The following is a 21,426-nucleotide window of genomic DNA, read 5'->3' as shown; positions in this document are numbered from 1 at the left end:
TGGCCTGCGGGCGACGCAGGCGGAATCGGGAGCAGCGGCGGCGTCACCAGGCCGTCGCGACGCTCACCGCGAGCACCGCCGTCGCCAGCATCGCGCAGCCGAGTTCGATGAGGATGCCCAGCCCGAGGGCCTTGACCGTCTCCCAGCTGGTGACCGCCGCCTGGCGCAGGTCGCGCACCCGGTACCACTCGGCTACGAGCAGTCCGACGACAAAGCCGATCGGCAGGCCGAACCCGGGCAGCAGGATCATTCCGACGATACCGAGTAGGAGGCCGACGGCGATCGGCCACTTGGGGATCTGTCGCTGCTGCAGGGAGCGCCCGGTGAGCGCCCAACTGCTGAGCCCGCCGATGAGCAGCAGGACGACGGCCACCCCGAACGCGACCCAGCCCCAGCCGGACGTGCCCCAGATGGCCCACACCAGCGCTCCGCCGCCGACGAGGATGCTGCCAGGCAGCACGGGAAAGACGATGCCAACGAGGCCGACGAGGGCCAGGACCACAGCCGCGATCGCGGCGACAACTTCGACAGTCACGCGCCCCACCCTACGGCGCGCGAGGGTCCGAGGGCCGTGCCGTCGGTCGGGGCCGGCGCCCGGAGGTCGAGCGACGCGACTCAGGCCGAGCCGGCGTCTTCCATGCCGCGTCCCAGCGCCAGGGCGACCAACACGGCCAGCAACGCGACCTGGGCGACCGAGATCAGCACGCCCTGCACCAGGAACCGTCGGGCGAACTCCTGCTCCTTGAGCACCGTGATCCCCACATAGCCCGCAAGGAGCGCCACCTGGACGGCGGCGCCCAACCACTGGAGCCCACGGTTGTCGAAGACGAGCGTCACGATGGCCCCCACCAGATAGACGCCCGCCAGGAACTCGAACGCGGGAGTGGGATCGTCGGGCAGCTCGCCGAAGGTCCGCAACAGCTGCAGGAACACCACCAGGTAGGTGGCGCTGACCACCAGACTCAGGAGAGCGGCGACTCTGCGCATCGTGGTGCGCGGTCGCGAGGACGTTGTCATGAGGGCCATGGCCCCTCCTCACCTCACCACGATCGTACGCTCGCGGGGCGCTCCCGGGGTGCGGAAACGACGAGCGTACAGGCGGGTCTCAGTCGTGCGCGTGGGCCTCCAGGAACTCGTAGAGCTCGCGGTCGTCGACGCCTGGGTAGGTGCCTTGGGGCAGGGGCGCGAACAGGTGTGTGCGCACCCTCGGCGACGCCCACCCCTGACCCTTCCAGCGCTCGGTCAGCCCGTCGTCGGGCCTGCGGCAGCACCGCGCGTCCGGGCAGGTCGACAGCTCGCGCCGCTGGGTCTCACGCCCCCGGAACCACTTGGACTCGGCGTACGGGACCCCGAGCGTGATGGAGAACTCCGAGTTCGTGCCGATGCCGGTCTGTGTGGACTCGAAGAACGTGCCGACGGGGGTGTCGGTGTACTGGTAGTGCTCGCTGGTGCGCGTGGTCCGGGCGAACGCCTGCCGGGCGCTCCAGTGCCGGCAGACCACCTCGCCCTCGGTGGATCCGGTCGCGTCCTGGGGCAGGGGCAGCCCGTCGTTCTCGTAGGCGCCGACCACGCTGCCGTCGCCGTCGACGCGCAGGTAGTGCAGCGTGATGCCCAGATACTGCGTGGCGAGATTGGTGAACCGCAGCGCGGCGCCTTCGTGCGTGACGCCGAAGGTGTCGCGGAAGTCCTCGATCGCGATGTTGCGGTTCCGCTTCGCTCGCTCCAGGAACTCGACCGATGCCGCACGGGGCATCAGACACGCGGCGGCGAAGTAGCTGGCCTCAAGGCGCTGCCGCAGGAAGTCGGCATAGTCGACGGGCTCCCGGTGGCCGAGCATCCTGTTGGCCACGGCCTGCAGGGCGAGGGACCGGAGCCCGTGGCCGCCGGGGATGGAGGCGGGCGGAATGTAGATCCGGCCATGCTCCCGGTCGACGACGGCGCGCGCCGAGTGCGGCAGGTCGTCGGTGTGCACGATGGTGAGCCCCACCTGTTGGGCGATCTGCGCCACGGCGCGGTGTGTCAGAGCCCCGGTGGTGTGGCGCACGGCCTTGGTGGCCTGCTCGGCGATCGCCTCGATCTCGGGCAGGTGGTTGTTCCGCTCGCGCATGTCCGCCCGGTGCTGCGTGTTGGCGCGCCGCGCCTCCTCGGGGGTCGCGATCGACATCCGCGCCCGCCGGTCGAGCTCGCGATGGAGGCCCACGAGGGTCTTGAGCATGGTGTCGGACATGGCGCGGGTGGGCCGAAGGATCGGCAGGCCGAGCTCGCGATAGGCCGGGGATGCTTGCGCCCGCTCCAGCTCGATCTCCAGGGCTGCGCGCGGCGACGGCGGTTCCCCGTCGAGCAGGTCCGACGTCGAGACCGCCAGCGCCGTCGCCAGCGACTCCAGGAGGGACAGGCGGGGCTCGCGGTGTCCGTTCTCGATCATGGACAGCTGACTGGGGGCGGTCCCTGTGATCTCTCCCACTTCTTCCAGCGTCAGGCCGGCCTTGGTGCGGAAATGTCTGATGCGGCGCCCCAGCGTCGAGAGATCTGCCATGGACTTCACTCTATGAGAAGAATAGCCAAACTTCACAGCAATTCGACTATCCAGACCGCGGGGTCCGCTGCCTATGGTGAAACCACGAGGTTATCCGCACCGCAGCGCACCACAGGGAGATTCGCATGACCGCCACCGCCACTCTCACCCGCCACGCCCCCGACAACGCCGACTCCCGAGTCGTCGATTGGGTGGACTCGATCGCCGAACTCACACAGCCCGACCGGATCGTGTGGTGCGACGGCTCCGCCGCCGAGCGACAGCGCCTGCTCGACGAGGCCGTGGCCGCCGGCACGCTCATCCGGCTCAACCCGGAGAAGCGCCCCAACAGCTACCTGGCCCGCTCGAACCCGAGCGACGTGGCCCGCGTCGAGTCGCGCACCTTCATCTGCTCCGAGCGGGAGGACGACGCCGGTCCCACCAACAACTGGGCGGCTCCCGCGGAGATGCGCGTGACGCTGACCGGCCTGTTCCGGGGCGCCATGCGCGGTCGCACGATGTACGTCATGCCCTTCTCCATGGGCCCTGTCGGCAGCCCGCTCGCCCGCCTCGGCGTCCAGGTCACCGACTCGCCGTACGTCGTGCTCAGCACCGGCACGATGACACGGATGGGGGCAGACGCCCTGGCGCAGATCGGCCCGCGCACCGAGTGGGTGCCCGCCGTCCACTCGGTGGGGGCTCCGCTGCAGCCGGGGGACGCCGACGTCGCCTGGCCGTGCAACGAGACGAAGTACATCGTCCACTACCCCGAGACGCGCGAGATCTGGTCCTACGGCTCGGCGTACGGCGGCAACGCCATCCTGGCCAAGAAGGCCTTCGCGCTGCGGATCGCCTCCAAGATCGGCGAGCAAGAGGGCTGGCTGGCAGCCCACATGCTGCTGCTCAAGGTGACCAACCCCAGCGGCCGCGCCTTCCACGTCGCCGCCGGGTTCCCCAGCGCCTGCGGCAAGACGAACTTCGCGATGCTGAAGCCGTCCATGCCCGGCTGGACGGTCGAGACCATCGGCGACGACATCGCCTGGATGGCCCCCGGCCCTGACGGCCGCCTGCGGGCCATCAACCCGGAGGCGGGATTCTTCGGCGTCGCACCTGGCACCGGCCACTCCACCAACCCCACCGCCATCGCCACGGTCCAGAGCGACACCATCTTCACGAACGTCGCGCTGACCGACGACGGCGACGTGTGGTGGGAGGGCCTCACCGAGGAGACCCCGTCGCACCTCGTCGACTGGCTGGGGCGCGACTGGACCCCGGACTCGGAGGCCCCCGCAGCCCACCCCAACTCGCGTTTCACGGTCTCCGCGGACCTCTGCCCGTCCATCGCCGACACGTGGGACGACCCTGCGGGTGTCCCGATCGACGCCGTCATCTTCGGCGGCCGGCGAGCCACCAACGTCCCCCTCGTTGCGCAGGCCAGGAGCTGGGAGCACGGCGTCTACATCGGCGCGACGCTCGCCTCCGAGCGCACCGCCGCCGCCGAGGGCACCCTGGGCGAGCTGCGCCGCGACCCCTTCGCGATGCTGCCGTTCTCCGGGACCCACATGGCGGACCACTGGCAGCACTGGCTCACGGTGGGCGAGCGGCTCGGGCGCTCGGGTCAGGCACCGTTGATCTTCCAGGTGAACTGGTTCCGCCGCGGCGAGGACGGCCGCTTCCTCTGGCCCGGCTTCTCGGAGAACTCCCGAGCCCTCGCGTGGATGACCGAGCGCATTGAGGGTCGTGCCGACGCCGTCGACTCGCCGTTCGGCCTCGTGCCGGTCGACGGCGCCATCGACTACGCGGCGGCGGGGGTGAGCCGCGAGGACTGGGACGCGTTGTTCGCGATCGAGCCCGAGGCGCTGAGCGCCGAGGCCGACGACACGGACGTGTTCCTGGCCCGGATGGGTGCCAAGGTCCCCGCGGCCGTCATGCGGCAGCACGCGGAGTTCCGCGCCCGGCTCTGACACCACGAGATGTGTTGCCCATTAGGCAAAGTTGCCTAATGGGCAACATTGCGTCTACCGTGGGGACGTCTCCGTCATCCACCGAAGGGCCAGCCGCATGTCCTCCATCCTCTACCGCCTCGGCAGGACGGCGGCCACCCGGCCATTGGCGTTCCTGGTGGCCTGGGTGCTCGTCATCGCCGCGGTGGTCGGGCTGCTGCTGACGCAGACCCCGTCGATCTCCTCACGTCTCACGCTCGACGACGCCCCCGCGCAACTCGTGCTGGACGAGGTCACCGCGGCGCTCCCCGAGGCCGGCGGCACGCAGGGCACCCTCGTCTTCTATGCCGACGACGGCGGGCGGGTGGATACCCCGGACAGGGCAGACGCGATCGCCGGGGCGCTCGACGCCGCTGTCGGAACCGGCTTCGTCTTGGACCGGGACGCCCGGTTGGAGGAGCAGCGCGCGGAGGTGGAGACCACCGTCCGCACGACCGTTGAGGGCAAGGTGGCCGACGAGGTACGGGCCCAGCTCGCGGCGCTGATCACCGCCCTGGCGGACGCTGCCCCCGGCGGGGTGCCGTCCGCATCGCCCGCGCACCAGGAATCCATGGCGGCGCTCGGCGCGCGGTTGACGGAGGCCACGGCGACGGCACGCGCCCTCCTCGCCGCCCCTGACGAGCAGCTCATCGCCCAGTCCGGCGCCTTCTTCGCCGAGGTCGGGCAGCTGCGGTCGCAGCTCCAGACGCTCGGCGTCCCGGTCGACGGGTTCCCGGCACCCGAGCCGGGCATGACCGACCCGGCCGCGACCGCCGATCACTCCATCGCGAAGGCCACCGACGAGGCCCTCGGCCGCCTGGACGGACTCCTCCAGGGCACCTCGCCGCGCGGAACCACACTGGAGACCTCCGACGGGGTGCGCCGGACGGTCGTCGTGTCCGACGACGGCACCGTCGCCATCGCCTCCATCCAGCTCACCGAGCAGATCTCCGATCTCCCCGAGGGCAGCCTCGACGACCTGCTCGCCGCGGTCGACGGAGAGGTCGCGGCGGAGGGCCTCGCGGTGGCCGCAAGCAGCGCCCTGCAGCCGATGGAGCCGCCGATCGGCGGGAGTGAGGCCATCGGACTCGCCATCGCCGCCGTCGTGCTGCTCCTGACCCTCGGGTCCCTCGCGCTGGCCGGCCTGCCCATCCTGCTCGCCCTCGTCGGCGTGTTCATCGGGGTGGGCGGCGCCTACGCGCTCTCCGCGAACTTCGAGATGACCACGTCGACGCCGGCGCTCGGGCTGATGCTGGGCCTGGCTGTGGGGATCGACTACGCCCTCTTCATCATCCACAAGCAGCGGTCGCTCCGGGCGCGCCTCGGTCTCGACGCCGTTGAGGCCACGTCCCGCGCCGTCGCCACCGCCGGCGGGGCGGTCCTGTTCGCCGGGCTGACGGTGGTCATCGCGCTCCTCGGGCTGCTCACCCTCGGCATGGGATTCGTCTCGACGATGGCGGTCACGGCCGCCGTCACCGTCATCCTGGCCATCGCCCTGTCCCTGACGGCGCTCCCTGCCATGCTGGGGCTGCTCGGTCGTGGGCGACGCGGAGGCACTCAACCCGTGCGGGCCCATCGGGGCCACGCGCACTCGCGCTTCGGACGGCTGGCCACCCGCTGGGTCGAGGGCGTCACCGCGCGACCGATCCTCACGATCGTGCTCATCGTTTTCGCGCTGGGTGCCGTGGCGCTGCCCGCCGCCCAGATGCAGCTCGGGATGCCCTCGGGGGCGGTCGCTGCCCCCGACTCGGGTCAGCGCGTCGCCTACGACTCGGTGACCCACGCCCTGGGTGAGGGCGCGAACGCCCCGCTCATCGTCGCGCTGACTCCGTCAGACGCGGGCGCGGTGGACCAGGACCGGCTCGAGGCATGGCAGTCCGAGCTCGCCACGCACGAGACCGCAGCAAATGTGCAGCTGATGGGGACCTCCGAGGACCGCTCCCTCGTGCTCTACACCGTCGTCCCGGACGCCGGACCCACCGATGAGAGCACGGCCGAGCTGGTCACGACGGTGCGTGCCGCGGAGCTCAACGGTGTTGATCGGATCGGCGTCACGGGGCTTACGGCCATCAACATCGACCTGTCCGAGTCGCTGGCAGAGGCCATTCCCGTTTACCTCTCCTTGGTGGCCGCCCTGTCGCTCGTCATCCTGTTCGTGGTGTTCCGCTCCGTCGTGGTTCCGCTGGCCGCCACCGCCGGCTTCCTCCTGTCCATCGGCGCCACCATGGGACTCGTCGTCACGGCCTTCGGCAATCCCAGCTTCACCTGGCTGGTCGGGGTGGATCGCGCCGGCCCGGTGCTGAGCTTCCTGCCGATCATGGCCACCGGCATCCTCTACGGGCTCGCGATGGACTACCAGGTCTTCCTGGGCACCTCGATCCGCGAGGCCTACGTGCACGGCGAGACCGCGCGGCAGGCAGTGGTCGACGGCTTCCATCACGCGAGCCGCGTCGTCGTCGCGGCGGCCATCATCATGGTCTCCGTCTTCGGCGGATTCGTCCTCAGCGAGGACTCCATGATCCGGCAGTTCGGCTTCGCGCTGGCAGTGGGCATCCTCATCGACGCCTTCGTCATCCGCATGGCGCTTATCCCGGCGGTGCTGCACTTGGCGGGGGACCACGCCTGGTGGCTGCCAAGATGGCTCGACCGGATCCTTCCCGAGGTTGACGTCGAGGGCACGCGCCTCCAGGTGGCCGACGTGGCGCCGGAGACCGCTCCGCGTGAGGAGGCGCCCGTCGTGGCCGGGGTGGGACACTGACTCCATGGCCCCAGGACTACGGGACGCGAAACGCGCCGCGGTCGCGCAGCGACTCGCCGCGACCACCTTCAGCCAGGTACGCGAGCGCGGGTTCGGCGCGGTGACGGTGGACGACGTCGTGGCGGAGGTCGAGGTGTCGCGGCGGACGTTCTCGAACTACTACTCCTGCAAGGAGGCGGCCGTCGCCGCGGTCGTCGTGCATCGCGTCGAGGCCGCCCTGCGCGAGTGGCGACCGCCCGCGGCAGGTGACCCCCTCAAGCTGGTCAGCGACCTCGTCGAGCACCAGATCAGGGTGGGTTCTTTCCACTCGCTGACCGAGGTGGCGAGGCTGGCGGTCGGTCATCCCCAGCTCGTGCCCTTCGTCCGCGAAGCCCAGTGGCAGCTGTGGGTTGCTGTCGGCGACCGCGTTCTGGAATGCCTCCCGCAGGCCGCCGACGACGATCGCGAGACGGTCCGGCTCGCCGTCGGCGCGCTATTCGGGCTCGTCAGCGCCAGCCTCCTCGGAGCCGGTGACCGATCGGAGGCCCTCACGATCCGGGCCGCCGTGCGGCGCGGCATCTCCCGGCTCGCGACCGGGCTCCGACGGGATGCGCAGTCGCACCCATGACGCCCGATGAGGGTCAGTCCCGCGACTGTGGCAGTCGGGTTCGCGCTCCGCGCCGGGGGTTCGACGGCGGAGGCACGACCGGCCCGATGTCGCCGTCGGGTGCCTCGTCCAGGTCCACGATGACCGGGGCGTGGTCGCTCGGCAGCTTGCCCTTGCGGGCGGCGCGGTCCACCCACGCCGCCGCGACGCGGTCCGCCACCGGCTGCGACGCCAGCACCAGGTCGATGCGCATGCCGAGGTCCTGGTGGAACATGCCCGCGCGGTAGTCCCAGTACGAGAACACGCGCTCCGGCTCCGGCCAGCGCGCGCGAACCACGTCGACCAGTCCGAACGCCGCGATCCGCGCCCGCTCCGGACCGGTGACGTGGGTGTGGCCCACGTAGGCGGCGGGATCGAAGACGTCGGCGTCTGCCGGCGCCACATTCATGTCTCCGCACAGCGCCACGTCGGCCGGGCCTGCCGCGACGGCCTCCGCGAGCGCATCGAGCCACTCGAGCTTGTAGGCGTAGTGGTCCGAGGCCACGTCGCGGCCGTTGGGGACGTAGAGACTGTGGATGCGCACACCAGCGCAGGTCGCGCTGATGGCGCGCGACTCCGTCGCGCCGAGATAATCGGGTTGGCCGGGGAAGTTGTGCTCGACGTCGACTAGCCCCACCCGCGACAGCAGCGCCACCCCGTTGAACCCTCCCTGCCCGTGGTGCGCGACCTCGTAGCCCAGCTGGGTGAGGGGACCCATGAACAGGTCGAAGAAGGCGGCGTCGCTCAGCTTGGTCTCCTGGAGGCAGACGACGTCGGGGCGCCGCTCCTCGAGCCAGGGCAGCAGCCGCGGCAACCGCTGCTTCGCGGAGTTGACGTTCCAGGTGGCGATCCTCACGCCGGAGAGGCTACCCGTCCTGTGGCACCGGGGGAGCCGAGAGCGCCGCTCGCAGCCGGGCCGCGTAGGCGGACTGCTCGCCGGGCGCATACCGGGTGCGGGGCCAGAAGAACCCGCGCAGGCCGTCGCCCTTGGTGCGGGGCACGACGTGGACGTGCAGGTGGGGCACCGACTGGCTGACCACCGTGTTGATGGCGGTGAATGAGCCCTGGGCCCCGAGCGCGTCCACGACGGCGACCGCGACCCGCTGTACGACGGCGAAGAGCGGGAGGATCAGGTCAGCCGGCAGTTCCGTCAGGGAGTCGACGTGGGTCACGGGGCAGACCAGCACGTGGCCCTTGAACACGGGCCTGTGGTCGAGGAACGCCACGACCTCCTCGTCGCGGTAGACCACGTCGGCGGTCACGGCGCCCGCGACGATCCCACACACCAGATCCTGGGAGTCGGGCTGCCTGCTCACCGACCCATTATCGAACCCGGCGGCCCGCACAGGGGCAGCCCGTGTCGCGTCAGTCCTCGACCATCGCGCGACGGGGGACCGCCATCAGCGGGGCCGTCGCGTCGGGATCGGGCCCGTCGCCGGGGTCCGCCGCGAGGTCGAGGTCGTGGGGGATGACCACGGGCTCCTCGAGCAGCCGGGCGACGACCGCCGCCGTCGGGCGGTCCGCCGGCTCTTTCGCGAGGCAGGCGGTGATGATCGCCTCCAGGTCCTCGGGCGTTCCCTCCGGCAGCGGGGGCGGAGCGTCGCGGACGTGCGCCAGCGCGGTGGCGATGGGCGTTCCGCGGTCGAACGGCCTGTCGCCGGTCAGCATCTCGTGGGCCAGAACGCCGAGGCCGTAGATGTCGGACTCCGGCCCCACCTTCTGTCCCAGCGCCTGCTCGGGGCTGAGGTAGTGCGCGGTGCCGAGCACCTGGCCCGTCATGGTGTGGGTGCCGCCGTCGATCGACCGGGCGATCCCGAAGTCGGTCAGCTTGGCCCCGCTGTCGGAGACCAGGACGTTGGCCGGCTTGATGTCGCGGTGGATGATGCCGGCCTCGTGGGCCACTGCGAGCCCGGAGGCGAGGGCTGACAGGATGGCCCGCGTCTCGTCGGCAGAGAGGGGGCCGCGCGCGAGCACGCCACCCAGTGTCGGGCCGTCGACATATTCCATGACCAGGCAGGCCAGACCGTCGACGTCGAGATAGTCGAACACCGTGACGATGTTGGGGTGGGCGAGTTGGGCGGCGAACCGGGCCTCGTCACGGAACCGTTCTGCCAGGGTGATCTCGTCCTGGCTGTGCGGATGCATGATCTTCAGGGCCACGCGGCGCTCGAGCACGTCGTCGAAGGCCTCCCAGACCTGACCCATCCCGCCGGATGCGACGTGTCCGATGAGCCGGTACCGGTCCGCGAGCACGAGCCCAGGCCGTAATCGTTGCAAATGCTCCTCCGAGCGTCTCCCGCGGAAAGACGCGATCCCCCTGAGCTTAACTCATGCCTGTGGAGATCCACGCGCTCCCACTCGCCGTCGCGCAGCGGGAGCACCGCTCCATGCTTGGTGTGCGGAGGCAGGGAGAAGCCCGGGACGGGCTGCCACTCCCCGTCCAGTGTCGGTGACGTCAGCGCGTGGTGCCGTCGCGGGCGGCTACGACGACGCCGAGCGCGGCGTGGGTTTCGTGGACTTCCTCCACGGTGGGGGCCGAGCGGGCGGGGCGCTGGCGCTGCACGCGCCCCCTCACGAGCCGGGCCGAATGGGCGGCCTCACTGCTGGGGTCGTCCGTGCCCTGATCCCCCAGGGGGTATGCTCGGTCGTCGATTCCCGACCCCGACGGAGCCCCGCCATGCCCTCAACCCTGACCGTGCTGCCCGACGCAGCCGAGCGTGACCGCATCCAGCGCCGCACCCTCGCCGTCGTCGTCGCGAGCCAGGTCCTCGGCGGGGCCGGGCTCGCGGCGGGGGTCACCGTCGGCGCGCTGCTGGCCCAGCAGATGCTGGGCTCCGAGGGCCTCGCCGGCCTGCCGACCGCGCTGTTCACGCTCGGATCGGCCCTCACCGCGTTCCTCGTGGGCCGCACGACGCACCGCTGGGGCCGGCGCGTCGGGCTGGGCCTCGGCTTCGCGGCCGGCGGCGTCGGGGCGATCGGCGTCATCGTCGCGGCGGTCCTCGGCAGCGCACCGCTGCTGTTCGCGTCGCTGTTCGTCTACGGCGCCGGCACGGCCACCAACCTCCAGGCCCGCTACGCGGGTGCCGACCTCGCGCTCCCGGCCCGGCGAGGGGCGGCCGTGAGCGTCGCGATGGTCTCCACGACCCTGGGCGCCGTCGCCGGGCCGAACCTTGTCCAGCCGCTCGGGCGGCTCGCCGAGTCGATCGGCATTCCTGCGCTCGCCGGGCCGTTCCTGCTGGCCGCCGTCGCCTATCTCGGTGCCGGCACCGTCCTGTCCCTGCTGCTCCGCCCCGACCCCTACCTGCTCGCCCGGGCGCTGGACGCCGCCGCCGAACCGGCGGAGGGGGCGCGGCCCGCCGCACTCGCCCCGGTCGGCGTGGGGGCCTACGTCGGCGCCACCGTCATGCTCCTCACCCAGATCGCGATGGTGGCGATCATGACGATGACGCCCGTGCACATGCGCGCACACGACCACCACCTGGGCGCCGTCGGACTCGTCATCAGCCTGCACGTGGCGGCAATGTTCCTGCCGTCACCCGTGACCGGCATACTCGTCGACCGCTTCGGCCGCACCGTGATGGCGGTGGCCGCCGGGGTGACGCTGCTCGCGGCGGGAGGTGTCGCGGCGGTGGCGCCGGGGGACTCGCTGGGTCTCCTCATCCTCGCGCTGGTCCTGCTGGGCGTCGGCTGGAACTTCGGCCTCATCGCGGGCACGGCGCTGGTGATCGACGCCACGGTTCCCGCCAACCGTGCCCGCGTCCAAGGCAGCATCGACGTGCTCATCGCGCTGGCCGGCGCGGGCGGCGGCGCCATGTCCGGCGTCGTGATGGCTGCCACCGACTTCGCGTTCCTCTCCCTGGCCGGCGGGCTGCTGGCCCTGGGCCTCATCCCCGTCCTCGTGTGGGCGCGGGGGCGCTGACCCGGCCCGGCGCGCGCACCCGGCGCCACGGCCGGGCCGCTGTTAGCCTGGCCGTTCGAACGACGGCGTCCCAAGGAGACCATGAGCCGACCAGTGGGTCTGTACGCCTGGGGCGGGCCTGGGACCATCCGGCTGCTCCGGGCCAAGTACCGCGCGCCCCGGATCGACGAGGACAGCTTCCTGCGCCTCTACGAACCGTCGTCGCTGGCCGCCGCCCGCGAGCGGCTCGGAGTCACGGACATGTGGGTGACCTACTCGTGGGGGTTCTCCGACGCAACCGAGGAGCCCGACCGCCGGTTCCTCCGCGACCGCCTGCCGGGGTTCCGTGACCAGGGCGTCCGGACCCATGCCTACGTTCAGGGGCTCAACGTCGTCACCGACGAGTTCGCCGGCCGAGACATCTTCTGCCGCGACGGCGACGGCCGGCTCCTGCCCTACAGCCGCGGCCGCTCGCTGACCTGCCCGAACAATCCGGAGGCCCGCCGCATCGTCCTGGACCGGGTCCGCGCCGCGTCCCGGGAGGACGTCGACGGCGTGTTCGTCGACAACATCGTCTTCGGTATCCCGCCGCTGCTCGTGCGGCGCGACTTCATCTCGTTCTTCGGGTGCTCCTGCAGGTTCTGCCGCGCTGAGTTCCAGGCCCGGTACGGTTACCCGCTGCCCGCCGCCGCCAAGGCGGGGCCACAGGCGATCGCCGACTACCTCGACTTCCGGCGGCGCAGCGTCGCGTCCCTCCTGGCGGAGGCGTCCGCGATCTGCCGCTCGAGCGGGAAGAGCTTCGGCGTGAACCTCTACGACCCGCTCCGGCACACCCCGGAGATCTTCTTCGGCTACGGGTTGGAGGACATCGCCCCGCTGCTCGACTACCTCCTCATCGAGAACCACGCGCTCTCCACGCACGGCGGGATCAGCAACGGGCACCTCGCGCCACTCATCGCCGCCGCCGAGGCGCCCGTGTTCGTCGTGTCGTACCGCTTCGGGATCGGGTTCGAGCCCGCCTACGGGGCGCAGGAGCTCGGCGCCATCTGGGGCGACGCCGCAACACTGGGCTACTCGCCATGTCTCAAGGCCTCCGAGTTCACCACCGGCGGCGTCTGGCACGCCCTGGACCTCGCTGCGGTCCGCACGCCGGTGGCCGCGCCGTCGCGTGGCGCCGCGCGGGCGGTGGCGGCGCGGCGGCTGAGATCCAGCTCGCTGGGGGAGCGGGTCGTCGCGCGCGCCGTCGAGAAGCGCTACGCGCGCATGGCGACGGCGGCCTTCGAGAACGACGCCGTGGCCTACGTGCTGGCGAAGAGCGGGTTCGCGCCGCGCTCGCTGCGCCATGACCGCTACTTCCTGCTCGGCCACTCTGGGGCCTGACTCGTCGCGCGGGCCTCGAGTGGCGGATCTCGCAGCGACTACGCCACCACATCCGCCACCCGACCCCGCTGGCCGCGGGGCCCTGGGTCGGGAGGCGCATGACGGGCCGCAAGGTCTACTACCCCCAGTAGGTATCGACGCGAGACATTTGTCCAGAGTCACCACTGCTCTGACAAGCGTGGAAGTAGCGACCCGCTGAGACTCGACGCCGGCGCTGGCCCCCAGGTTGGCCGAAAGTTAGCGTCGGGGAGGCCCGCAGCAGGTCGCTCGGGTGTCATCACAGGGGGTATGGGGCCATGGTGATCAGAATGAGGTCGACGTTGATCGGGCTGTGCGCGGCCGCGGCGTTGACGGTGGGCGCCGGATCGGCGTTCGCAGGGGAGATCAAGGGCACGGGCGAGCTGATGGAAGTCAAGGCGAACTCCGAGTGCGCGTACTCGGGGCTGGAGGACCATCCCTTCGAGCCCGGGACGGTCCAGACGTTCGGCTACGTGAAGCGCATGTACGGCGCGACGGGCGGCGCCAACGAGCAGGAGGGTCCCTTCGGGCTCACCGGCTGCAACGCCCGCGACTACGGCATGCACGACTGAGCAGGCCAACGACCAGGGGCGGTCCCGACGACGGGGCCGCCCCAGCCCATGTCCCGGAGCGACTTGCATACCCCTAGGGGTATGGCATACTGGTGCACATGAACACAGCAGGACCCGACGCCGCCGGTACCGCCGCACCTGAGGTGCAGACCAGCGTGCTGGGCGACGTGCGGGTCGTGGCCAGCGGTCCCGCCTACTGGCGGGCGGTCTGGTCGACGAGGCACACGGTCACGGCCGTGCTCGCGGCGGTGGCGTTGTACCTCGCTCTCAGCGCGGCCCGACCCGCGTCGGGTAGCGTCGAGGTCGTGGTCCTCGCCCTCGCGTCGCTCGTCGGCGCGGTCGCGTTGGCCACGTACGTCCCGCCCGCCGGGGTGTCTCCCCGCACGCACATGACCGGCGGCTCCTGCGGGATCATCCCGCTGGCGGCCGTCGTCGTGGCGCCGTACATGCTGGCGCAAGCTCCGGTCACCGGGTTTGCGCTGGTGGCGCTCCTGGCCTGCTACGGCATGGCCGCGGCCAAGCGCATCACCGACCACGCCTCCTGCTGACCCAGTAGCCACCCGAAAGGAACCACATGCCCACGCTGGAACTGACCGCCGAGAACTTCGAGACCACCGTCGAGACCGAGGGCATCACCTTCGTCGACTGGTGGGCCGACTGGTGCATGCCCTGCAAGGCCTTCGCGCCCGTCTTCGAGAAGGCGGCCGAGAACCATCCCGACGTCCGCTTCGGCAAGGTCGACACCGAGTCGGAGCAGGGCCTCGCAGCCGCCGCGCAGATCTCCGCCATCCCCACGCTGATGGCCTTCCGTGACGGCATCCTCGTCTTCCGCCAGTCCGGCGCCCTGCCGCCGAAGGCGCTCGAGGAGGTCATCGAGGCCGTCGAGGCGCTCGACATGGAGGACGTCCGCCGGCAGCTCGCCGAGGCCCAGGCCGCGGAGGCCCAGCAGGCCTGACGCCCCCGATCCGCCCGCCCGGCCCCACTCTCGTGGCCGGGCGGGCATCATCGTTTCTACAAGGAGGTTCGATTCATGAACTACGCACTGCGCATCGACCTGGACCGCCCGTTCGACGAGACCCTCGCCCGCACCAAGGAGGCGCTGGCCGAGAACGGATTCGGCGTCCTCACCGAGATCAACCTCAAGCAGACGCTGAAGAACAAGATCGACGTCGACATCGACGAGCAGGTCATCCTCGGCGCCTGCAACCCCCGCTTCGCCCACCGCGGACTCGGTGTCGAGCCGTCGCTGGGTCTGCTGCTGCCCTGCAACGTGGTGGTCCGGCACAGCGCCGGCGTCACCGTCGTCGAGGCCATCGACCCGGAGAGGATGGTCGAGGTCACCGACAACCCGAAGATGGAGCCGCTCGCGCAGGAAGTGCGGCAGGCGCTGAAGAACGCCCTCGACATCGTCGCGAGCTGACGCTGGCCGGCGGGGCCGCGCCTAGGCCAGCGGCCCCAGCCGGAGCAGTTCCAGCTGGGCGGTCGGCGGAGCGTCGCCGTCGTGCTGCGCGGTGAAGGCCGCCGTTGCGTCGGTCCCGCACAGCGCCAGGATCCTGTCCGGACCGCCCGGGTGCCGGGCGATCCAGTCCGTGAGGTCGTAGACGAACCCGTCGATCGCGGCCCAGCAGGAGTCCGCCGTCGCGTTGGCCTCGACCGTCGCCATCGTGATGGGGCCGTCGCCGGTGGTCGTCGTCGCGGGCGGGCTGCCGAAGCGCGACGGTGTGGCTGTGCTGTCCGTCCGCTCGACAGACGGCGACGGTGTCGCTGACGGTGGGCTCGGGGACGCCTCGCCGGACATGGTCGGGGCGGGCGACGGCGTCGCGTCGGCGACCCCGGACCACACCGCGGCCGACCCCGAATGTCCCGCGAGCACCGTCAGCACCAGCACCGCCATCGACAGGACGGCGGCCAGCCAGCCGAGCACCTCCCGGGCCCGGGACGGCTCGTCGTCGGCCTCGCGCACCCACCACAGCCAGGCTCCCGCCGCCGCGAGATAGCCGACGGCGGTGAAGGCCAGTGTCACCCCCCACGTCCGATGCGTCCCCGGGACGCCGACCACCTCGGCCAGCGCGTCGCCGGCCAGCATCGCCACGACCGCCGAGACTGCGCCGACGACGAGGAGGCCGAGCAGCGGCACCGCGAACCGAGCGCGCCACCGGGGCATGAGAACCAGGGCGATCACGCCGAGCGCGACCAGGGGCAGGAGTACGACCACCGCATGCACCACCAGCGGGTGCAGGGGGAGTCCGAACACGGCGTCCACCATGTGCTGAGCGTAGTCGTGGCGGCCAAGCTTGGGTCCTGGACGGACTAGGGGCGACAATATGACCATGAGCCATGCGAGTGACGAGGGCCTCGGCGTCTTCGACGATGACCGCCCCACCGCCCCGAGGCGGAAGAAGCGCCGCGGACCGCTGTTCGTGCTGCTGATGGTCTGCATCGGCGTGCTGGCCATCGCGCTGGGCGTCGCGGGCTATTACGCCGGCCGGGGACTCGCCGCGCTCGACTCCGTCTCTCGCGATCAGCAGCTCACCCCCCAGGACTACGAGGGCCGGCCCGCGCCGGCCACGCCCAAGCCGGCCGCCTCCGGGGAGGAGCAGGCGCAGGCGCCCGTCAACTTCGTGCTCATGGGCAGCGACTCGCGCAGCGACATCGAGAACGGGCGCAGCGACTCGATGATGATCGCCCACGTCACCGGCGACCGGAAGGCCGTGTATCTGGTGTCCTTCCCCCGCGACATGTGGGTCGACATCCCGGGCCACGGCAAGGGCAAGCTCAACTGGGCCTACGCCTACGGGGGACCGCAGCTCACCGTCCGCACGCTCGAGCAGCTGACCGGCGTCCGCATGGACCACACGGTGCTCATCGACTTCGAGGGTTTCGTCAAGCTCACCGACGCCGTTGGGGGCATCGAGGTGTACAACCCGTGGGAGACCGAGCAGAACCCGGGCGTCCGCTTCGAGGAGGGGCTGATCCAACTCGACGGTGAGCGCGCCCTCACCTACGTCCGCGAGCGCTATCCGCTGCCCAACGGCGACCTCGACCGCGCCTACCGCCAGCGCACCGTCGTCAAGGCCATCATCCGCAAGATCATGACGCCCGAGACGCTGGCCAACCCCGTCACGTTCACGCAGGTTGTGGGCCAGCTGGCCGACACCGTCACCGTCGACGACGCCATGACCAACCAGTACGTCACCGACCTGGCGCTGTCCATGCGTCTGGAGGGCACCGGATCCATCGGCATGCTGCAGGCCCCCATCAAGGGCTTCGGCACCATCGAGGGTCAGTCGGTCGACGTCGTGGACACCGAGGGCCTCGCGGAGCTGTCGGCGGCCCTGGCCGGCGACACGATGGACGAGTATCACGCCGCCAACCTCGACGAGGCCTCCGGCGAGCTCGGAGAGGTGGAACCCGAGGAGTGATCCGGCCGCCGGTCCGCTGGTGGGCCCTCGGGGTCGCGGCGGCGCCGGCGCTGGCCGTCGGCTGGCTGGTGTTCGTGGCCGACGGCTGGACGGTCAACCGACTGGTCATCGCGGTGTGGACGCACCTGGGGGCCCTCGGGATCGATTTCACGCCGGCCCAGGTCGACGGCGCCCTCAACACCGTCATGCTCGCGCCGATCTCGTTCCTCGCTGCCCTCTGGCTGCCGGCGGTCCGCTGGTGGGTGTGGGGCCTGGCCGGCGCCGCGGCGTCGGTGGCGATCGAGGGCGTGCAGTACTTCACCGCGCGCGACGCCAACGGCTACGACGTCGCGACCAACAGCTTGGGGGCCCTGGTGGGTGCCGCCGTCGGGGGGATCGTCAACGCCGCCGTGGCGTGGCGGTCACGTCTCGTCGAGCGCCCGGTCGGTGTACTCGGGCAGGAACCAGGCGGCGATCATCGCGACCGTGAACATGGCCCCGAACAGCCCGAACAACACCGGGCGACCGGCGGCGGCGACCACCCACGGCACGACTAGCGGCGCCGCCATCGCGGCGATGCGGCCGAACGCGGTCGCGGCGCCGGCTCCCGTGGCGCGCATCGCCGTCGGATACACCTCAGGGGTGATGGCGTAGAGCGCCCCCCATGCGCCGAGGTTGAAGAACGACAGCACGCAGCCGGCGGCAAGCGTGACGGCGAAGCCGGTCCCCTCGTCGCCGGGGGCGACGGCGGCGGCCAGCCCGGGCGCCAGGCCGAACGCGACGGCGCCGACGACCGATCCGCCGAGGAACGTCACCAGGGTCGGCCGTCGTCCCCACTTCTCGATGAGGAACGCCGCCGTCGCGTAGCCCGGCAGCTGAGCCAGCGTCATGTAGAGGGTGAACTCGAACGACTTCACCAGCGTCATGCCGCCCTCGAACAGCAGCGTCGGCAGCCAGATGAACGCCCCGTAGTAGGCGAAGTTGATGCCGAACCACGTCAGCCACAACGCGATGGTGCGGACGCGGAAGCGGTCTCCCCAGAGGTCGCGGCGGGTGCTCGTGACTGTCGGCAGGACCGGGCTCTCGGCCGCGGCATGCGTGGGGCTGGCGATCCCGGCGGCGCTCTCGAAATCGCGGACCACGCGCTCGGCCTCGGCGTGGCGACCCTTCGCCTCGAGGAAGCGGACCGATTCGGGCAGCCCGAAGCGCACGATCAGCGAGTAGGCGGCCGGGATCGCGCCCAGCGCGAGTGCCCAGCGCCAGCCGTTGTCCTGCGGGACGACGAAGAAGCCGATGGTCGCGGCGGCCAGCCAGCCCACGGCCCAGAACGACTCCAGCGCGACCACGACGCGGCCGCGGATCTTGCGGGGCGCGAACTCGCTGACCAGCGTCGAGGCGACGGGGAGCTCGGCGCCGAGGCCCAGGCCGACGACGAAGCGGAACGCGATCAGCGCCACCAGCCCCGTCGACAGTGCTGAGAGCCCGGTGGCCACCCCGTAGATCAGCAGCGTGAGCGCGAACACCTGCCGGCGGCCGATGCGGTCCGCCAGCAGCCCGCCCAGCGAGGCCCCGAACGCCATGCCGACGAATCCCACCGATCCCAGCAGCGACAGTTCGCCTCCGCTCAGGCTCCACTCCTTGGCCAGCGCGGCCATGATGAACGAGATGAGCCCGATGTCCATGGCGTCGAGCGCCCACCCCACGCCGGAGCCGATGAGCAGCTTGTTGTGCCGACGCGTGTAGGGCAGCCGGTCGAGGCGCTCGGTGCGCGTGAGGAGTGCGGACATGACCGCAGTGTAGGCAGCCGGGGGACTGCGGCAGAATGGCGACCATGTCTGAGCTCCGCGGCCTGATCGTCTGCCTCCCCGACGCCCCCCTCGACGACGTCGTCGGCGCCGTCGAGGTGCTGATCCAAGAGGGGTTCTCGCGGTTCGCGCTGCCAGCGTCCGGGGAGGCGTTCGCCGACGCGGTGGCCATCTTCGGAGCCCGCGCCACGCTGGGCGCGCTGCGGGTGTCGACCATCGTTGGCGTCGAGAGCGCGGCGGCCGCGGGTGCGCGGTTCGTGCTGGCGGACGTCGCCTCGGGCGAGCTCGCCGAGTCGGCCGCCCGCGCGGGGCTCGCGTGTTACCTGCCGGCGATGACGCCGACCGAGATCAGGGCCGTCCTCGATCATGCACACGTCGCCGGCGCGCTGCTGTATCCCGCCGACGTGGTCGGGCACGCCATGGCGCACCGCCTCGCGGAGCTGGGGCTCGCGGATCGGGTGGTGCCGTTGGGCGGCGTCGGAGCCTACGCCGCGGGCGAATGGAGCAAGGCGGGCTCGCCGGCGGTCTGCGTGGACCAGGCCCTGTTGGGCGATGCCCTGGCCGGCGGGTCGCTCGCGCTGCTCAGAGACCGGTGCGGGTCGTTCCGCTCCGTCGAGCAGGCGATGCCGCAGGGCTGACCTCGATCAGTCCTCGTCGAGGAAGCTGAGGGAGCCCTCCTCGTCGCCGTCACCGCGGGCGTTGACGCCCCGGAAGACGAGCACCGCGGCCGTGAGCAGTGCGCCGCCTCCCGCGACGGCCGAGGCCAGCAGGAACCAGGTCACAGCAGCCGGAGCCGGCGGCTGCACGGCCGTGGTGGCGGGCGTCGAGGCGCCGGGGGAGGGTGTGCCCCGGTCCGCGGTGGGCGACGGCGACGGGGTCGTGCTCGGCGAGGGCGACTCGCTCGGGCTCGGGTTCGGGGAGGCGACCTCGGTGTGCTCGATGACGACCGTCAGGGTGGTCCTGGAGGGCTTCAGCCCGTCAGCGCCCGGGAACGTCAGCGTGAGCGTCATCCGTCCGGACGGCTGAGCCTCAGGCACGGCGTAGAAGGTGGTGAAGGCCCCGCCCGCCGTGGTGAGGGTGTAGGAGTCGTCCACCTCGCCGCCGGCGTCGGTCAGGCTGATCCCGGCGTCGACGATCCCGCGGCCGGCCGGGTCGGTGAGCGTCCCGGTCAGGGTGAGGAGTCCGGAGTTCACCGACTTGGCGGGGCCGGTGGCGGTGAGGACCGTGGTCGTCGGGGCGGGCGGCGTCGGATCGGGACGGGCGCTCGCCGTGGGCGTCACCGATTCGGTCCGGCGGGGTGGGGTCGGGCTGGAGGACGGTGGCTTCTGGCCCGTCGCCTTCCCCCCGACGGTGATGGCTCCGACCGCCCGAGCCGGCTGCACGTCGCCGTCGCCCGCGAACTCGACGGCGACCTCGTGGGTTCCGGCGGCGAGGTCGGAGGGCAGATCGAACCGCAGGGTGAACCCTCCGTTGCCCTGGGTCTCGGCCTCCGCCTGCCGCGCGCCGTCGAGGCTGGCGACGACGACGCGCCGCCTGAGGGGTTCCTCGCCGTCGGTGAGGGTGCCGGTGACCGTGACGCGGCCGTCGGCGACGTCGAAGGCGACGTCCAGCGCGCTGCGGGCATGAGCGGGCAGGGGGAGAAGCGCCAGCACGACGATGAGCGCCAGGACGGCGGCGCGCGCGAGGGTGCGGGGCATGGGGGTCCTTCGTTGGATGCAGTGCTGCGCAGCGTAGCGGATGGCTGAGGGGACCCTGAGAACGGCCCGCCATAGGCGGGTGACTGAGGGGGTTGCATCCGGGCGACGATCACGTATTCTGAGACACGCCTTAGAGATTCTCAGGATATTCAGGAAGCGGTGGATCGATGAGCAGAGCCCGGCGAGCCCAGCGGCCGGATGCGTCGAGGGCGGACTCCCCGGAGATCATCGTCGCTCGACGTGCGGCCCCTGCCGCCCTGGCCCGGACCCGCGCGCAGGTGTCCCGACGGGTCGCGGGTCCGCTGGCGCTCCTGACGGTGGTGGGGCTGGCCGCGGCCGCCGTGATCGCCCCGCCCGGCGCTCAGCTGCGGGAGATGACGGATCCCCAGTATGCGGCCGTGGACACCGGTGTTGTGTCGCGCAACAATGCGAGGCCGTCGCTGTCCCCGTCGCCGAGTCCGACGGCCTCCGCCTCGCCGAGCGCAGTGGCATCGCCCAGCCCCACCCCCAGCGCCTCCCCGTCGGTCGCGGCGGCCGGCACCCCCACCGCCCCCCCCGCCCCACCCGGGCCCCCCACGGCGGCGCCCCTCCCGCCCGCCACGGGGAACGCGGCGCTCCCCGTCGACGAGGCGCGTGCCGCGAACGCGACCCCGGACGCCGCCGACCCCACGTGGGAGGCCGCGTCCGCCACGACCGTCACGCTCACCGGCGACTCCGCTGCCGTCGAGGGTGGGGGCGCCACCGTCGACGGCGCCACCGTCACGATCACCACCGG

Annotated in this window: 21 protein-coding genes and 1 pseudogene; 13 read left to right on the top strand and 9 right to left on the bottom strand. The window is 71.7% G+C overall.

The genetic code is table 11. The annotated features are described in order from the left end of the window. Nucleotides 1-43: 43 nt before the first annotated feature. The 3 genes from BCR15_RS01815 to BCR15_RS01805 form a co-directional block, all read right to left on the bottom strand. Nucleotides 44-535 carry a DUF456 domain-containing protein gene (locus BCR15_RS01815; RefSeq protein ID WP_068749860.1) on the bottom strand — a complete coding sequence of 164 codons (492 nt, stop codon included), beginning with the start codon at nt 533-535 and terminating at the stop codon, nt 44-46. Between the two features lie 80 nt (nt 536-615). Beyond that, nucleotides 616-1,026, bottom strand: coding sequence for a hypothetical protein (locus tag BCR15_RS01810; protein ID WP_068749858.1), 411 nt, complete (start codon nt 1,024-1,026; stop codon nt 616-618). Nucleotides 1,027-1,105: 79 nt separating this feature from the next. Next, nucleotides 1,106-2,536 (bottom strand): XRE family transcriptional regulator, encoded by a 1,431-nt coding sequence (locus tag BCR15_RS01805; protein ID WP_068749855.1) that lies wholly within the window; start codon nt 2,534-2,536, stop codon nt 1,106-1,108. Nucleotides 2,537-2,661: 125 nt separating this feature from the next. Here BCR15_RS01805 and BCR15_RS01800 point away from each other — a divergent pair, with 125 nt between their 5' ends. From BCR15_RS01800 to BCR15_RS01790, 3 genes are all read left to right on the top strand, one after another. Further along, nucleotides 2,662-4,479 (top strand): phosphoenolpyruvate carboxykinase (GTP), encoded by a 1,818-nt coding sequence (locus BCR15_RS01800; RefSeq protein WP_068749853.1) that lies wholly within the window; start codon nt 2,662-2,664, stop codon nt 4,477-4,479. A gap of 97 nt (nt 4,480-4,576) precedes the next feature. Further along, entirely contained in the window at nt 4,577-7,255 is a 2,679-nt protein-coding gene (locus tag BCR15_RS01795; RefSeq protein WP_068749851.1) for an MMPL family transporter, read from the top strand. 4 nt (nt 7,256-7,259) lie between these two features. Next, the gene (locus tag BCR15_RS01790; protein WP_068749849.1) at nt 7,260-7,862 is read left to right on the top strand and encodes a TetR family transcriptional regulator; all 603 of its coding nucleotides are present in this window, start codon (nt 7,260-7,262) and stop codon (nt 7,860-7,862) included. 13 nt (nt 7,863-7,875) lie between these two features. On the opposite strand, the gene BCR15_RS01785 is transcribed toward BCR15_RS01790, so the two are convergent. Genes BCR15_RS01785 through BCR15_RS01775 form a run of 3 tightly spaced genes read right to left on the bottom strand, consistent with a single transcriptional unit; the run spans nt 7,876 to nt 10,133 of the window. Further along, entirely contained in the window at nt 7,876-8,736 is an 861-nt protein-coding gene (locus BCR15_RS01785) for an exodeoxyribonuclease III (RefSeq protein WP_068749847.1), read from the bottom strand. Between the two features lie 10 nt (nt 8,737-8,746). Then, on the bottom strand, nt 8,747-9,196 hold the full coding sequence (locus BCR15_RS01780; RefSeq protein ID WP_068749846.1) for an HIT family protein: 450 nt from the start codon (nt 9,194-9,196) through the stop codon (nt 8,747-8,749). 49 nt (nt 9,197-9,245) lie between these two features. Continuing rightward, a complete protein-coding gene (locus BCR15_RS01775) occupies nt 9,246-10,133 on the bottom strand; it encodes a serine/threonine-protein kinase (RefSeq protein WP_068749844.1) in 888 nt (295 codons plus the stop codon). A gap of 424 nt (nt 10,134-10,557) precedes the next feature. Here BCR15_RS01775 and BCR15_RS01770 point away from each other — a divergent pair, with 424 nt between their 5' ends. From BCR15_RS01770 to BCR15_RS01745, 6 genes are all read left to right on the top strand, one after another. Continuing rightward, nucleotides 10,558-11,799: an MFS transporter gene (locus tag BCR15_RS01770; RefSeq protein WP_068749842.1), complete on the top strand. Its 1,242-nt coding sequence runs from the start codon at nt 10,558-10,560 to the stop codon at nt 11,797-11,799. An 81-nt stretch (nt 11,800-11,880) separates the two neighbouring features. Beyond that, nucleotides 11,881-13,158 (top strand): hypothetical protein, encoded by a 1,278-nt coding sequence (locus tag BCR15_RS01765; RefSeq protein ID WP_141679988.1) that lies wholly within the window; start codon nt 11,881-11,883, stop codon nt 13,156-13,158. A gap of 308 nt (nt 13,159-13,466) precedes the next feature. Beyond that, nucleotides 13,467-13,748, top strand: a complete 282-nt coding sequence (locus tag BCR15_RS01760; RefSeq protein ID WP_068749838.1) for a hypothetical protein — start codon at nt 13,467-13,469, stop codon at nt 13,746-13,748. Nucleotides 13,749-13,846: 98 nt separating this feature from the next. Beyond that, on the top strand, nt 13,847-14,296 hold the full coding sequence (locus BCR15_RS01755; protein WP_068749835.1) for a hypothetical protein: 450 nt from the start codon (nt 13,847-13,849) through the stop codon (nt 14,294-14,296). Between the two features lie 26 nt (nt 14,297-14,322). After that, nucleotides 14,323-14,703, top strand: a complete 381-nt coding sequence (gene trxA, locus BCR15_RS01750) for a thioredoxin (RefSeq protein WP_068749833.1) — start codon at nt 14,323-14,325, stop codon at nt 14,701-14,703. 75 nt (nt 14,704-14,778) lie between these two features. Next, nucleotides 14,779-15,168, top strand: a complete 390-nt coding sequence (locus BCR15_RS01745; RefSeq protein WP_068749831.1) for a DUF302 domain-containing protein — start codon at nt 14,779-14,781, stop codon at nt 15,166-15,168. 21 nt (nt 15,169-15,189) lie between these two features. Here BCR15_RS01745 and BCR15_RS01740 read toward each other — a convergent pair whose 3' ends face one another. After that, nucleotides 15,190-16,014, bottom strand: coding sequence for a cytochrome b5 domain-containing protein (locus BCR15_RS01740; RefSeq protein WP_068749829.1), 825 nt, complete (start codon nt 16,012-16,014; stop codon nt 15,190-15,192). Nucleotides 16,015-16,078: 64 nt separating this feature from the next. Between BCR15_RS01740 and BCR15_RS01735 the strand changes: the two genes are divergently transcribed. After that, nucleotides 16,079-17,170 (top strand): LCP family protein, encoded by a 1,092-nt coding sequence (locus BCR15_RS01735; RefSeq protein WP_176715167.1) that lies wholly within the window; start codon nt 16,079-16,081, stop codon nt 17,168-17,170. Further along, a pseudogene (locus BCR15_RS15190) lies at nt 17,167-17,526 on the top strand (VanZ family protein); the annotation flags it as partial. The gene BCR15_RS01735 and the pseudogene BCR15_RS15190, both read left to right, overlap by 4 nt. A gap of 45 nt (nt 17,527-17,571) precedes the next feature. Here the strand turns inward: BCR15_RS15190 and BCR15_RS01730 are convergent. After that, nucleotides 17,572-18,936, bottom strand: a complete 1,365-nt coding sequence (locus BCR15_RS01730; protein WP_068749827.1) for an MFS transporter — start codon at nt 18,934-18,936, stop codon at nt 17,572-17,574. Between the two features lie 44 nt (nt 18,937-18,980). Here BCR15_RS01730 and BCR15_RS01725 point away from each other — a divergent pair, with 44 nt between their 5' ends. After that, complete coding sequence (locus BCR15_RS01725) at nt 18,981-19,592, top strand: beta/alpha barrel domain-containing protein (RefSeq protein WP_068749825.1); 612 nt, start codon at nt 18,981-18,983, stop codon at nt 19,590-19,592. A 6-nt stretch (nt 19,593-19,598) separates the two neighbouring features. On the opposite strand, the gene BCR15_RS01720 is transcribed toward BCR15_RS01725, so the two are convergent. Beyond that, nucleotides 19,599-20,651 carry a hypothetical protein gene (locus BCR15_RS01720; protein ID WP_068749823.1) on the bottom strand — a complete coding sequence of 351 codons (1,053 nt, stop codon included), beginning with the start codon at nt 20,649-20,651 and terminating at the stop codon, nt 19,599-19,601. 167 nt (nt 20,652-20,818) lie between these two features. On the opposite strand from BCR15_RS01720, the gene BCR15_RS14540 reads away from it, so the two are divergent. Further along, on the top strand, nt 20,819-21,426 hold a 608-nt coding region (locus BCR15_RS14540; RefSeq protein ID WP_218058936.1), incomplete at its 3' end, for a hypothetical protein.

This window comes from Tessaracoccus lapidicaptus (assembly GCF_001693815.1).
GTDB lineage: Bacteria > Actinomycetota > Actinomycetes > Propionibacteriales > Propionibacteriaceae > Arachnia > Arachnia lapidicapta.
Note: the sequence above shows the minus strand (reverse complement) of the source record. Positions and strands in the feature narration are given on the sequence as shown.